Annotated in this window: 14 protein-coding genes; 8 read left to right on the top strand and 6 right to left on the bottom strand. The window is 40.9% G+C overall.

All coding sequences use genetic code 11. The features are described 5' to 3' along the window. Nucleotides 1-79 precede the first annotated feature (79 nt). Together FLM47_RS08615 and FLM47_RS08620 are read left to right on the top strand one after the other, a co-directional pair. Complete coding sequence (locus FLM47_RS08615; RefSeq protein WP_007375427.1) at nucleotides 80-247, top strand: hypothetical protein; 168 nt, start codon at nucleotides 80-82, stop codon at nucleotides 245-247. A 122-nt stretch (nucleotides 248-369) separates the two neighbouring features. Further along, the gene (locus tag FLM47_RS08620) at nucleotides 370-1,203 is read left to right on the top strand and encodes a transporter substrate-binding domain-containing protein (RefSeq protein WP_178956162.1); all 834 of its coding nucleotides are present in this window, start codon (nucleotides 370-372) and stop codon (nucleotides 1,201-1,203) included. 44 nt (nucleotides 1,204-1,247) lie between these two features. Here the strand turns inward: FLM47_RS08620 and FLM47_RS08625 are convergent, their stop codons facing one another. From FLM47_RS08625 to FLM47_RS08645, 5 genes are all read right to left on the bottom strand, one after another. Next, complete coding sequence (locus FLM47_RS08625; protein ID WP_178956163.1) at nucleotides 1,248-1,829, bottom strand: YceI family protein; 582 nt, start codon at nucleotides 1,827-1,829, stop codon at nucleotides 1,248-1,250. A 1-nt stretch (nucleotide 1,830) separates the two neighbouring features. After that, nucleotides 1,831-2,382: a cytochrome b gene (locus tag FLM47_RS08630; RefSeq protein WP_178956164.1), complete on the bottom strand. Its 552-nt coding sequence runs from the start codon at nucleotides 2,380-2,382 to the stop codon at nucleotides 1,831-1,833. Nucleotides 2,383-2,528: 146 nt separating this feature from the next. After that, nucleotides 2,529-3,368: a ScpA family protein gene (locus FLM47_RS08635; protein WP_178956165.1), complete on the bottom strand. Its 840-nt coding sequence runs from the start codon at nucleotides 3,366-3,368 to the stop codon at nucleotides 2,529-2,531. Nucleotides 3,369-3,370: 2 nt separating this feature from the next. Further along, on the bottom strand, nucleotides 3,371-3,991 hold the full coding sequence (locus FLM47_RS08640) for an L-threonylcarbamoyladenylate synthase (protein ID WP_010390225.1): 621 nt from the start codon (nucleotides 3,989-3,991) through the stop codon (nucleotides 3,371-3,373). Then, complete coding sequence (locus FLM47_RS08645; RefSeq protein WP_178956166.1) at nucleotides 3,988-4,842, bottom strand: PHP domain-containing protein; 855 nt, start codon at nucleotides 4,840-4,842, stop codon at nucleotides 3,988-3,990. The genes FLM47_RS08640 and FLM47_RS08645 overlap by 4 nt, the downstream gene beginning before the upstream one ends. Before the next feature lie 444 nt (nucleotides 4,843-5,286). Here FLM47_RS08645 and FLM47_RS08650 point away from each other — a divergent pair, with 444 nt between their 5' ends. The 6 genes from FLM47_RS08650 to trpA are packed head-to-tail and all read left to right on the top strand — an operon-like array spanning nucleotide 5,287 to nucleotide 11,874. Beyond that, complete coding sequence (locus FLM47_RS08650) at nucleotides 5,287-6,855, top strand: anthranilate synthase component 1 (RefSeq protein ID WP_178956167.1); 1,569 nt, start codon at nucleotides 5,287-5,289, stop codon at nucleotides 6,853-6,855. A gap of 1 nt (nucleotide 6,856) precedes the next feature. Further along, nucleotides 6,857-7,459: an aminodeoxychorismate/anthranilate synthase component II gene (locus tag FLM47_RS08655; RefSeq protein ID WP_178956168.1), complete on the top strand. Its 603-nt coding sequence runs from the start codon at nucleotides 6,857-6,859 to the stop codon at nucleotides 7,457-7,459. Between the two features lie 10 nt (nucleotides 7,460-7,469). Further along, nucleotides 7,470-8,507 (top strand): anthranilate phosphoribosyltransferase, encoded by a 1,038-nt coding sequence (gene trpD, locus FLM47_RS08660; RefSeq protein ID WP_178956169.1) that lies wholly within the window; start codon nucleotides 7,470-7,472, stop codon nucleotides 8,505-8,507. Continuing rightward, nucleotides 8,500-9,864, top strand: a complete 1,365-nt coding sequence (gene trpCF / locus FLM47_RS08665; RefSeq protein ID WP_138605982.1) for a bifunctional indole-3-glycerol-phosphate synthase TrpC/phosphoribosylanthranilate isomerase TrpF — start codon at nucleotides 8,500-8,502, stop codon at nucleotides 9,862-9,864. The genes trpD and trpCF overlap by 8 nt, the downstream gene beginning before the upstream one ends. A gap of 7 nt (nucleotides 9,865-9,871) precedes the next feature. After that, nucleotides 9,872-11,056, top strand: a complete 1,185-nt coding sequence (gene trpB / locus FLM47_RS08670; RefSeq protein WP_138605980.1) for a tryptophan synthase subunit beta — start codon at nucleotides 9,872-9,874, stop codon at nucleotides 11,054-11,056. Continuing rightward, nucleotides 11,053-11,874 carry a tryptophan synthase subunit alpha gene (trpA, locus tag FLM47_RS08675; protein ID WP_138605979.1) on the top strand — a complete coding sequence of 274 codons (822 nt, stop codon included), beginning with the start codon at nucleotides 11,053-11,055 and terminating at the stop codon, nucleotides 11,872-11,874. The genes trpB and trpA overlap by 4 nt, the downstream gene beginning before the upstream one ends. A 65-nt stretch (nucleotides 11,875-11,939) precedes the next feature. Here the strand turns inward: trpA and FLM47_RS08680 are convergent, their stop codons facing one another. Then, nucleotides 11,940-12,518 carry a type 1 glutamine amidotransferase domain-containing protein gene (locus tag FLM47_RS08680; protein WP_138605977.1) on the bottom strand — a complete coding sequence of 193 codons (579 nt, stop codon included), beginning with the start codon at nucleotides 12,516-12,518 and terminating at the stop codon, nucleotides 11,940-11,942. Nucleotides 12,519-12,571 lie beyond the last annotated feature (53 nt).

Genomic DNA, 12,571 nt, shown 5'->3' on the forward strand with positions numbered 1-12,571 from the left:
ACAATTAGATTATTTATCATCTGTAATGTGCTTTAAGAAAAAGCCCAGAATAAATAACAAAAATAAAGTGAGTTTTATTATGTCATACAAATATAACGGATCTATGATCCAAATAGCACATCCAGTGCAATCAATTTCGGTTAACAAACATCGTGTAATCTTCAGCGATACACAAGGTTTGAAAAATGCATTGTTTCAAAAAGCAAGTGATGCACGTCAATTTGTAAAATGGCTGAAAGCCAGTTAATTATCATTTATAAGTGTTTAACTTATAAATAAATTAAAATGCCAGCTTTATGCTGGCATTTTACTTTTTGGTGTATTACTGACTACACTTAAATCCATGTTTATTTATTTGTTGTGGTGAAAATGCGGTTTTCGTGGATAATACTGTTCGTCTGTGTATTTTTAAGCACAAAGTGTGATGCCAGAACAATAAAATGGATAACGCATGACTTTGCGCCCTATTATATTTTGAGCGGTCCGGATAAATCTCAGGGCCGTGATGAAAGTATTATTTCGCTATTAGAGCAACAACTTCCGCATATTAACTTTGAACGTATCATTATTCCCTCTGGTAAAGTTATTCAGGAACTCGCTAACCTGCAATCAAATGCATGCGCATTATCACTTTATAAAAACAAATATCGCGAAGAACGTGTTTATTTCACGCATCAAAGCTCTACAGCTGGTCTTTCTCCATCTATTGCCATGCATCAAAAGCTGAGCATTTCGCTAGGTATTGAAAGCAGTAAATCAGTGTCGTTAACTAATTTATTAGTAAATAAAAAGCTCACCTTGGGTGTATCGATGAATCGCTCATACGGCAGTGAAATTGATAAAATAATTAATACCACACCTAATACAAATATTGTCATTAGACCTACTCGCGATACCCTCAGTACATTAACCTATATGCTTAACTTAGAGCGAATTGATATTTTATTAGGCTACCCCAGTGAGCATTATTATTTAGCAAAAACGATGGGGTTTAGTGACAATTTAACGCAGCGCATGCTGACTGAGGCACCAAAAATTAGTTACGGTTACATTGGCTGTACTAAAAACGAGCAAGGCGCAGAAGATATTGCCACACTCAATCAGCAACTCAAACTAATTAAGCAAACTGAAGACTATAAACAAGTATTAACTCGGTGGTTACCAAGTCACTTAAAATCAAAATTAGAAGCGCATTTACAATAAAAAAGCTAAGCGTGATAACGCTTAGCTTTAACTATAAAACGGTATTATTGACGAATACCTTCAATAAATAAACCAATATCAACGTGCGTTGACGCTGGGCCTAAATCGTAATCAATACCGTAATCGGCTAGTTTTAAGCTGGTTTCACCTTCAAAACCAACACGGTAACCACCCCATGGATCTTTACCTTCACCAATCTTATCAATTTCAAAACTAATTGCTTTAGTAATACCATGAAGGGTAAACTCACCGGTTACTGTGGCTTCTTCACCGTCTTGATCAAACTTAATTGCTGTACTTTTAAAGCTAGCCTGTGGGTATTTGCTTACATTTAAAAAGTCACCACCGCGTAAGTGTTTATCTCGTTCAGCATGGTTTGAATCTAGGCTTGCTGTGTCGATATTTACACTAATTTGAGATGCGTTTGGATTTTTAGCGTCGTAGTTAAACTGCCCATCAAAGGTGTTAAAACGCCCGTGCAACCAGCTGTAACCTAAATGTTTAATTTTAAAATTAACAAAGGCATGTGCTCCTTTGGTATCAATAACATAGTCTGCAGCACTAGCATGGGTAGCTGTCATAAACATCGCTGCTGATAACGCTGAAGTTAATAGTAACTTTTTCATTTTAAGCTTCCTTTTGTAATTTGATCATTCTAATTAATGTTTTATCTTTATCTATAAAGTGGTGTTTTAACACACCTAAAATATGCAGCACCACAAACCCGATCAATAAGCATGCGCTGTAATAATGGATCTGCCCTGCTATATCTGCCTGAGAATCAAAGGTAAAGTCGATGGCTTTAACATAAAACAAGCCAAACACTTCGATTGGTCGCCCATCAGCAGTAGAAATTAAATACCCAGACACCATAATAATCACTAAAAACAGATACATTAAAATATGTGCGGTTTGGGCCAGCTGGTTTAATTGAGTGTTAGTCCCAATAGGGCTAGGTTTTACATTAAATCGACGCCATAACAGTCTAAAAACAAATACAGCCGCTAAACTCAGCCCTATGCTTTTATGCAAATCTAATGAGCCTTTATACCAGCTATCATAGTAAGTTAACTCAACCATGTATAAGCCTAAACCAAACAAACCAAAGACAGTCAACGCCATTAACCAGTGTAAAAATATAGCCATCAGGCCATAACCGGTTTTTGAGTTTTTAAACATTGCTTATCGCCAATCTCTAATCTAGTAATAACACTACGATATAATGGATGAGTGGCGATTAAAATAGCATATGCAAACACTTATCGTGCGTATACGCACAGTAAAGTCTATTAATTTAGTATAATTGCAAAAAACTTTATGGGAGGTTAACTTTCGGCAGGCTCATTAAGAGATACATATATTTGGCTATCAGACTCAACTTGTAAGCAAGCAATTAAGCCCTCTTTGATTAGTTCTAACATGGCAATAAAACTAACAACTACTCCACTGCGGCCCTCTTCAAAGGTAAACAGTTGGGTAAACGCAACAGGTGCTTTTGCTTGGGATAGTGTCTGTAAAATTAAACTCATACGTTCACGAGTTGACAGGGTTTCTGCACTAATTAAATGATGCTCAAATGTTTTAGCACGCGCCATTACGTCGCTTAGCGCTAACAATAGATCTTTGATTGCCAGTTCAGGTAAGGGTTGGTTTTTTTCTTCTAACTCTGGGAAAGTTGCATTGGCGATAAATATATCGCGACCAACGCGGGGCAAAGAATCGATATTTTCGGCCGCTTTTTTAAATTGTTCGTACTCTTGTAGACGTTTTATAAGTTCGGCGCGGGGATCTTCCTCTTCTTCTAATTCCTCATGCACTGGCAGTAACAACCGCGACTTAATCTGCGCCAGCAATGCTGCCATTACGAGATATTCGCCGGCGAGTTCTAACTGAAACTCACTCATCATTTCTACATATTTTACATACTGCTCAGTAATGCTAAATATAGATAATTCGAGAACATCTAACTTGTGCTTTTTAATTAAATAAAGCAACAGATCTAACGGACCTTCAAAGGTTTCTAAAATAACTTCAAGCGCATCAGGCGGAATATATAAATCTTCAGGCTTTTCAACAACGGCTTTCCCATGCAAAAATGCCAGTGGCAGCTTTTGCTGCACTGGCATATCTGTAGGTATTAACGAAACCGTGTCAGGCTGTTTCATTGCTATTCAAATGGAGCCGTATCGCCGCAGCCTACACGTAAAATTTGAATATCGTCCTCTGATAAATCAATTACCGTGGTTGCTTGCTCTGTGAGGTATCCGCCATGAATAATTAAATCGACATGCTTATCTAGACGATCCAAAATGTCATCGGGGTCCGCTTGCGTGTATTCATCACCCGGTAAAATAAGTGAGCATGACATTAATGGCTCACCCAATTCCGCAAGTAACGCACAAGCAATTGGGTGTTCAATAACACGAATGCCTATGGTTTTTTTCTTATCGTTTAATAAGCGTTTAGGTACTTCTTTTGTGCCTTTAAAAATAAACGTATAAGGCCCTGGGGTATTATTTTTGATCAGCCTGAACATTTGGTTATCTACCCGAGCATAAGTAGAAAGCTCAGATAAATCGCGGCACACTAAAGTAAAATTATGGTGTTTTTCAATACCACGAATACGCTCTATGCGCTCTTTTGCTTGTTTGTTACCTAAATTACAGCCAATCGCATATCCCGAATCTGTTGGGTACACAACTACGCCGCCCTGTTTAATAATATCAACAGCTTGAGAAATTAGTCTAGGCTGTGGGTTATCCGGATGTATATGAAATAATTGACTCATAATGCAACTCCTTCGTGCTTTTCCCATGTTTGCCAAACCCCTTGGCAATCTTTAGGTAAGTATAAATTTTTTCCAAGTTCTAAATAACTAGTCGGAAAATGAAAATCAGAGCCTTGAGAGCAAAGCAGGTCGTATTCTTGACTCAACAAGCCTAGAAACTGACGCTCACTCGGGGCCTGTTGCGGTTGGGCAACTTCCATTGCATCACCGCCCACCGATTTAAACTCTACGAGTAGTTTACGCAACCACTTATTCGACATTTTGTAGCTACTTGGGTGCGCCAAAACAGCCACCCCACCGGCGGAATGAATCGCTGAAATTGCCGTTTGCATATCACACCAGTTACTCGGTACGTAACCGGTTTTTCCTCGCCCTAAGTACTTTTTAAATACCCCAGGAAAGTTTTTAGCCACACCTCGCTCAATTAAAGCTCTGGCAAAGTGAGCGCGAGTAATTTGCGCATTTTCAGCCAGATCGCGGGCTTGTTGATAAATACCCTCAAAGCCATTTTTAGTTAATCGATGGCCTATTTCAATTGCACGGGTTTCGCGCTTTTGCTGTTGCTCGCTAAGTAATGTATGCAAAGTGCGATCATTGGTATCAATGTTAAGCCCAACAATATGTATTTCAAAACTCTCCCATTTGGTTGATATTTCAACCCCATTAATCAGTTTAAGCGGCAAGTTTTCACGTTTGATAAAAGCCTGCGCAGGCTCAATTGCGGCCACAGTATCGTGATCGGTAATGGCAAATACATCAATGTTTTTATCGACTGCTCGCGCTAATAGTTCCTCAACGGTTAAATGTCCGTCTGAGTGTGTTGTATGGCTATGTAAGTCGTATTTTATCAAATGAAAACTACTTTAATTAATGGTTTAAGGGTGTTTCACACAGTATAACAAGTTTTTTAACGAAATTGTTTTAAATAAACACTTGACACAAAAGCAGTTGATACGTTTTACTGTAGCCACTTTTAGACATTAAAGAATAAATAACAATGAAAAATACAATTCAAAACATCATCTGGTGGTGGCACTCTTAAAACAAAGGGTGATGAATTGTCGTGTCTAAACAAAAAATTCTAACCCGCTACCATGCGGGTTTTTTTATCACTAAATTTTGCAATACAAGATTAACAGGAATTAAAAACATGAATAACGTAAACACTCTTACACATCATTGGTGGTGGCGCCTGGCATAGCGGGACGGTAATGGTCTATCTATAATTTAGACATCGTTATTCAAACCCCGCACTGCTTAGCATTGCGGGGTTTTATTTTTTTAGGGGATGAGGTTTGATTTTTAGTCATATAACAACAACACCAGGTGAAGTGACCAGCATAACGCAAGTACGAGACTACATAAGTAGCCCACTTGCCTTGTATGCGGCACTTGATAAACCTAACTCACTATTGCTTGAATCTGCAGAAATAGATTCAAAAGATAGCGTAAAAAGCTTAATACTGGTTGATTGTGCATTGCGTATTGTTTGCCAAGGCAACCAAGTGAGCATCAGTGCACAATCAAACAACGGCCAACAACTACTTAACTATTTGCAGGCTAATGTACAAAACTGCGCTTCACAGTTAACCGATACCACACTCACACTTGAGTATCACCCAGTCGATGACACCATTGACCAGGCTAGCAAACTGATTGCAGATAACGCTTTTAGTGCACTACGCACGTGTTTAAATAGTATTAGAAGCACCACTGACAATCCGTTCTCAGTGTTTTTAGGCGGCGTATTTGCCTACGACATGGTGGCTAACTTTGAACAACTATCCGATGTGCCTGACGGTGAAAACACCTGCCCAGACTACGTATTTTATTTAGCCGAAACACTGGTTGTTATTGATCACCAAAAACAAACAACCGAGTTAATTGGTAATGTGTTTAATGGCCCAGATGTTCACGCTAATTGTTTTGAAGTGGGCAAACAATTAGAGCGCCTTAATACATTGTGCGACCACGCCGCAGACTTTAGTGCCCCAAGCCAAACAGGTGACTGCCCTGTAAATGTTGATATTAGTGATGAGCAATATTGTCAACAAGTGATAAAACTTAAGCAACACATAGTTGATGGCGATATTTTTCAAGTGGTGCCCTCTCGTACTTTCTCATTGCCGTGCCCTGACTCATTACATGCTTATAGCCAGCTTAAAAAGCAAAACCCAAGCCCCTACATGTTTTACATGCGTGATGAAGATTTCTCATTATTTGGCGCTTCTCCAGAGTCTGCGCTTAAGTATGAGGTTAAGTCTCAACAAGTTGAGGTTTATCCGATTGCAGGTACTCGTCCACGGGGTAAGTTTGCAACTGGACAAATTAATCCCGATTTAGATAGCCGTATTGAACTTGAGCTCAGAAACGATCAAAAAGAACGTGCCGAGCACTTAATGCTGGTTGATTTAGCACGTAACGACGTTGCTCGTATAAGCGTGCCTGGTACACGCCATGCCAAAGAGCTATTAAAAGTAGACCGCTATTCACAAGTAATGCACTTGGTATCACGTGTAGTAGGAAAATTAAAACCCGAATTAGATGCTCTGCATGCTTATCAAGCCTGTATGAACATGGGTACCTTAGTGGGTGCCCCCAAAGTACGTGCGGCAGAATTAGTACGCAAAACTGAAGGCAAACGTCGCGGTAGCTATGGTGGCGCAGTTGGCTATTTAACCGGTGACGGTGCCATGGACAGCTGTATTGTTATTCGTGCCGCCTTTGTTAAAAATAATATTGCGTATGTGCAAGCCGGTGCTGGGGTTGTATTTGATTCAGATCCAATGTCAGAGGCAAACGAAACGCGCGCTAAAGCCCAAGCGGTGATCACCGCGATTAAATCGACGTATAAGGCAGTATAAAATGAGTGAAGCACACCCTATTAAAATTTACTTTTTAGATAACTTTGACTCATTTAGCTACAACCTTGTTGATGAGCTAACAATGCTAGGTGCTGAGTTAGTAGTTTACCGAAACAACATTAGCGCAGAGATCATATTCGAAAAAATGCAGGCAGAGCGTGGACAAGTACTGCTGGTATTATCACCAGGCCCTGGTGCGCCTAGCGATGCAGGCTGCCTTATGGAGTTAATTAACCTGTGTAAGGGCCAATTTCCAATGCTAGGTATTTGTTTAGGCCAACAAGCGCTAACACAAAGCTATGGCGGAGTAATCGGTCACGCTGGTGAAACCGTACATGGTAAGTCATCAATTATTGAGTTAGACGATCACCCGGTGTTTAACGGGATGGGTAGCACTATACCAGTGGCGCGTTATCACTCATTAATGGCCACAAAAGTGCCTGATAACTTAGCGGTTATTGCCAAATACCAAGATATTCCAATGGCTATTTATCATCATCAAGACAATGCACTGGGCTATCAATTCCACCCAGAGTCAATTTTAACGCCCAACGGCGCAATGCTACTACAGCAAAGCGTTGCTTATTTAACACGTGCCAAATAAAAGGAACATTATGACTAATCAATTACACAGCCCGCTTAATGTTCAACACGCCATTGAGCACATCATCACAAAGCAGTCACTTAGTTACGTGCAAACAAAATCGCTATTTGATCAAATTATGCAAGGCAATATGAACGATATTGAACTCTCTGCGCTGCTTATTGGCCTTAAAATGAAAGGTGAAGTAAGCGATGAGATTGCCGGTGCAGCCGCTTCAATGCGTGAAAATGCCGTTGCCTTTACCACTAATAAAACGCTACTTGCTGATAGCTGTGGCACCGGTGGCGATGGTTCAAACACTATAAATATTAGTACCACGGCCGCGATTGTGGCGGCCGCGGCAGGTATTAATATGGTAAAACATGGAAATCGAAGCGTGTCGAGTAATTCTGGGTCTGCTGACTTGCTCAAAGCACTGGGGATCAATATCGATATGACCCCAGAGGTCGCTGCTCGTTGTTTAGAGAGCACAAATTTTACCTTTTTATTTGCACCGCACTACCACAGCGGGGTGCGCCATGCGATGAACGTGCGTACCAGTTTAAAAACCCGAACCATTTTTAATATTCTTGGGCCACTGGCTAATCCAGCAGCTCCTGAGGTGCAATTACTCGGCGTGTACGATGAGTCTTTATGTATGCCAATGGCACAAACGCTTAATACTCTAGGCACTAAACGCGCTATGATAGTGCACGGCTCTGGTACTGACGAAATTGCCTTACATGGCCCAACACAGGTTGTAGAGCTTAATAATGGTAAAATTACTCAGTACACACTCAGTCCAAGTGATTTTGACCTTGCAAACTATTCACTTGAACAATTAGCCGGTGAAGGCCCACAATACAATGCAAACGCCAGTCTTGCTATTTTACAAGGTAAAGGCACTGAGGCACACAACGCCGCAATTGTTGTTAATGTGGCCGCATTGCTGTACTTAACCGGCCAAGCAGAGTCGTTAAAACAAGGTGCGCAAATAACAAACTCTTTATTACGTTCAGGCAAGGCCATGGACACATTAAATGCAATTATTGAGGTAAGTCATGGCTAATGTATTAGACAAAATTATTGCCGATAAAAAAATAGAACTAATCGAGCGTAAGGCTGCACGGCCACTAGAGAGCTTTAAACACCAAGCCAAACCGACTGAGCGTAGTTTTTACAAAGCACTGGCAGCACCTGGTACGCAGTTTATTTTAGAATGCAAAAAAGCGTCGCCCTCTAAGGGGTTGATTCGTCAGCCTTTTGATTTAACAGAAATCACCCAAGCGTATAAGCAATATGCCACTTGTATGAGTGTGTTAACTGACGAAAAGTACTTTCAAGGCAGTTTTGATTACCTTGAATTTGTGCGCAGCCAAGTAGAACAGCCGCTTATTTGTAAAGACTTTTTTATTGATGAGTACCAAGTTTATATGGCACGTCTTTATGGCGGCGACGCTATTTTACTTATGCTATCTGTGCTTGACGATCAGCAATACAAAACACTGCATGAAGTGGCCGACTCATTAAATATGTCAGTATTAACTGAGGTAAGTAACGAAGAAGAAGTTCACCGTGCGCTGGCACTAAATGCACAAATAATTGGGATTAATAATCGAGATTTGCGTGATTTAAGCACCGACTTAGCCACTACAGAACGACTACGTAAACTTATTCCTGAAAATAAAGTGGTTATTTCTGAGTCAGGTATTTACACCCATCAAGATGTAAAACGCTTAGCCCCTTTATGTAATGGCTTTTTAATTGGCAGCTCATTAATGGCTGAAGCTGATCTAATACAAGCATGTCGTCGCGTTATATTAGGCGAGAACAAAGTGTGTGGCTTAACTCGCAATCAAGATGCTATTGCAGCCTATAGCAATGGCGCTGTGTATGGCGGGTTGATTTTTTACCCTAAATCCCCCCGCTTTGTTGATTTAGATTGTGCTAAAGAAATCAGTCAAAGTGCGCCTTTAAAATTTGTTGGCGTATTTGTTAATGCTGCTATACCTGATGTGGCTGAACACGCTAAACAACTTAAATTATCAGCCGTTCAATTACATGGCCAAGAAGATGAACAATACATTGCGTCATTACGTAGTGAATTACCACGTAATTGCCAAATTTGGAAAGCGCAGGCAATAAAAGATGTTTTACCACAACCCGTAGCAGGCGCAGATCGCCATTTATACGACACCCACAGTGATTCACACGCGGGTGGCACAGGTAAAACATTTGATTGGTCGGTACTGCGTGATGCGACCACCCCCTTTATGCTTGCTGGCGGCTTAAACCCAGACAATATTAGCGATGCCCTCTATCACGGAGCTTTAGGACTTGATTTAAATTCAGGTGTAGAGCAGTCTCCTGGTAAAAAGTGCGCAAAAAAATTAAATCATGCTTTTTCAAGCATCAGAAACTATTGAGGTTAAAATGCAAAATCCAGCTTATTTTGGCGAGTTTGGCGGAATGTTTGTTCCCGAGTTACTCGTACCTGCGCTAAAGCAGTTAGAAAGCGAATTTAACAAAGCGCAAAAAGATCCTGATTTTCAAGCTGAATTTACACAGCTTTTAAACGAGTATGCAGGTCGCCCTACGCCGCTTACGTTAACTCGCAACTTAGTTAAAAACCCTAAAGTTAAGCTTTACTTAAAGCGTGAAGATTTACTCCACGGTGGTGCACACAAAACTAATCAGGTGTTGGGTCAAGCATTACTGACTAAACGCATGGGAAAAAAAGAAGTTATAGCAGAAACCGGTGCAGGCCAACACGGTGTAGCCACCGCACTTGCGTGTGCATTACTTGGCTTAAAATGTCGTATTTACATGGGTGCAAAAGACGTTGAACGCCAACAGCCTAATGTATTTAGAATGAAACTTATGGGCGCTGAAGTTATTTCGGTTACAGCAGGTTCGGGCACATTAAAAGATGCGGTTAACGAAGCTCTGCGTGATTGGTCAGCAAACTATCAAGAGGCACATTACTTACTAGGTACGGCTGCGGGTCCTCATCCTTTTCCAACAATTGTACGTGAGTATCAAAAAATTATTGGCGAGGAAGCTAAACAGCAAATTCTTAAAGCGGAAGGTCGACTACCTGATGCGGTTTTAGCTTGTGTAGGTGGTGGCTCCAATGCCATTGGTATGTTTACTGATTTTATTGACGAGCCGGGTGTTAAATTAATTGGTGTAGAACCAGCAGGTAAAGGCCTTGATACCCACGAGCACGGCGCAACCATCTGCAAAGGCACTAAAGGTATTTTACACGGCACTTATACCTACATTATGCAAAATGACGATGGCCAAATTGAAGAGTCTTACTCTGTATCGGCGGGATTAGATTACCCTGCTGTAGGGCCACAACATGCATTTTTACACGAAACTGGTCGAGCTCAATATGTAGGCATTAGCGATACCGAAGCTCTTGATGCGTTTCAAGCACTGGCAAAACACGAAGGTATTATTCCGGCACTAGAATCAAGTCATGCCATTGCATATGCACTTAAATATGCGGAAGAGTTGCAAGAAGAAAGCATTTTAGTGGTTAATTTAAGTGGCCGTGGCGATAAAGATTTAGCCCACGTACACAAGGTATTATCAGAGGAAGGTCAATTATGAGCCAAGTAAAAACTGACCGTTACGGACAAATGTTTGCAGCACTAAAAGAGCAAAACCAAGGCGCGTTTGTACCATTTGTTACTATTGGCGATCCGGGGAAATCGCAAAGCATTGAAATTATTAAAAGCTTAATCGATGGCGGCGCAGATGGACTAGAGCTAGGTATTCCGTTTTCAGATCCGATTGCCGACGGCCCTGTTATTCAAAAGGCCAATATTCGTGCTTTAGATGAGCACATTAATACACAAGATTGTTTTGATATTATTAAAGAAATACGCCAGTACAATGCCGACATCCCAATTGGTTTATTACTGTATTCAAACTTAATCTTTAAACGTGGCTTAGAAAAGTTTTACACTGATGCAAAAGCAGTAGGCGTTGACTCTATTTTAGTGGCTGATGTGCCATTACACGAGTCTAAAATGTTTAGAAAAGCCGCCATGGCAAACGGTATTGACCCGATATTTATCGCTACGCCGAACGCCAGTGACGATACGTTGCGTGAGTGCGCATCGTACGGTCGCGGTTACACTTACTTACTGTCTCGTGCAGGGGTAACAGGCACCGATACTAAAGCACAAATGCCTGCAACACACGTGGTTTCGCGCTTACAAGAGTACCACAGTGCGCCTGCGTTATTAGGCTTTGGTATTTCAACACCTGATGATGTAAAAGCCGCGCTTAAAGCCGGTGCTGCGGGTGCTATTTCAGGCTCTGCAGTAGTAAAAATCATTGAAGCAAACCTAAATGATTTAAATGCAATGACCACACAATTAAAAACATTTGTAAGTGAGATGAAAGCCGCAACAGCGCTTTAATCAACGGTGTTTTTAATCACTAAAAAAGGGCATGTAACATGCCCTTTTTTATTTAAACTACAAACTTAATGCGCTTGATGCTTACCCTCAAGAATCTCTTCTATAAACTTAGCATTAAACGCGTCTAAATCTGAAGGGCTGCGACTAGTCACTAAGCCTTGATCAACACACACCTCTTGGTCGACCCAGTTAGCACCGGCATTAATTAAATCACTTTTAATACTCGGATATGAAGTGACCTTTTTGTCTCTGAGCTTGTTAATCTCCGCGAGTAACCACGGCGCATGGCAAATAGCGGCAACGGGTTTGTTTTTCTTTGCTCCAAAAAAACCATCTGCAAATGCCTTAGCATCCGAGTCTTGGCGTAAGCTATCGGGATTAAACAAGCCACCAGGCAGTAAAAGCGCATCGTAATCACCGGCATTTGCATTGGCTGCTAATTTATCAACAGCAACTTTTTCACCCCACTTGTCTTCATCCCATGCGGTGATCTGCCCTTCTTTAATAGAAACAACTTCAATATCGGCGCCCGCTTCAAGTAAAGCAGCCTGTGGCGAGAGTAACTCGCTTTGCTCAAATCCATCGGTGGCTAAAATGGCAATTTTCTTACCTTGTAAACGATTACTGTTATGTAAGTTACTCATTAAATACTCCTTATTTCATTCAATACATAACTGTATTTGCATATCACATACCA

Source organism: Pseudoalteromonas sp. Scap06 (assembly GCF_013394165.1).
Taxonomy (GTDB): Bacteria; Pseudomonadota; Gammaproteobacteria; order Enterobacterales; family Alteromonadaceae; genus Pseudoalteromonas.

Coding starts and splice junctions, on each gene's coding strand:
- FLM47_RS08625 (WP_178956163.1), bottom strand. CDS start 1,829: ATGAAAAAGTTACTATTAACTTCAGCGTTATCAGCAGCGATGTTTATG.
- FLM47_RS08640 (WP_010390225.1), bottom strand. CDS start 3,991: ATGAGTCAATTATTTCATATACATCCGGATAACCCACAGCCTAGACTA.
- FLM47_RS08620 (WP_178956162.1), top strand. CDS start 370: ATGCGGTTTTCGTGGATAATACTGTTCGTCTGTGTATTTTTAAGCACA.
- FLM47_RS08655 (WP_178956168.1), top strand. CDS start 6,857: ATGAGTGAAGCACACCCTATTAAAATTTACTTTTTAGATAACTTTGAC.
- trpB (WP_138605980.1), top strand. CDS start 9,872: ATGCAAAATCCAGCTTATTTTGGCGAGTTTGGCGGAATGTTTGTTCCC.
- FLM47_RS08680 (WP_138605977.1), bottom strand. CDS start 12,518: ATGAGTAACTTACATAACAGTAATCGTTTACAAGGTAAGAAAATTGCC.
- FLM47_RS08635 (WP_178956165.1), bottom strand. CDS start 3,368: ATGAAACAGCCTGACACGGTTTCGTTAATACCTACAGATATGCCAGTG.
- trpD (WP_178956169.1), top strand. CDS start 7,470: ATGACTAATCAATTACACAGCCCGCTTAATGTTCAACACGCCATTGAG.
- FLM47_RS08630 (WP_178956164.1), bottom strand. CDS start 2,382: ATGTTTAAAAACTCAAAAACCGGTTATGGCCTGATGGCTATATTTTTA.
- trpA (WP_138605979.1), top strand. CDS start 11,053: ATGAGCCAAGTAAAAACTGACCGTTACGGACAAATGTTTGCAGCACTA.
- FLM47_RS08615 (WP_007375427.1), top strand. CDS start 80: ATGTCATACAAATATAACGGATCTATGATCCAAATAGCACATCCAGTG.
- trpCF (WP_138605982.1), top strand. CDS start 8,500: ATGGCTAATGTATTAGACAAAATTATTGCCGATAAAAAAATAGAACTA.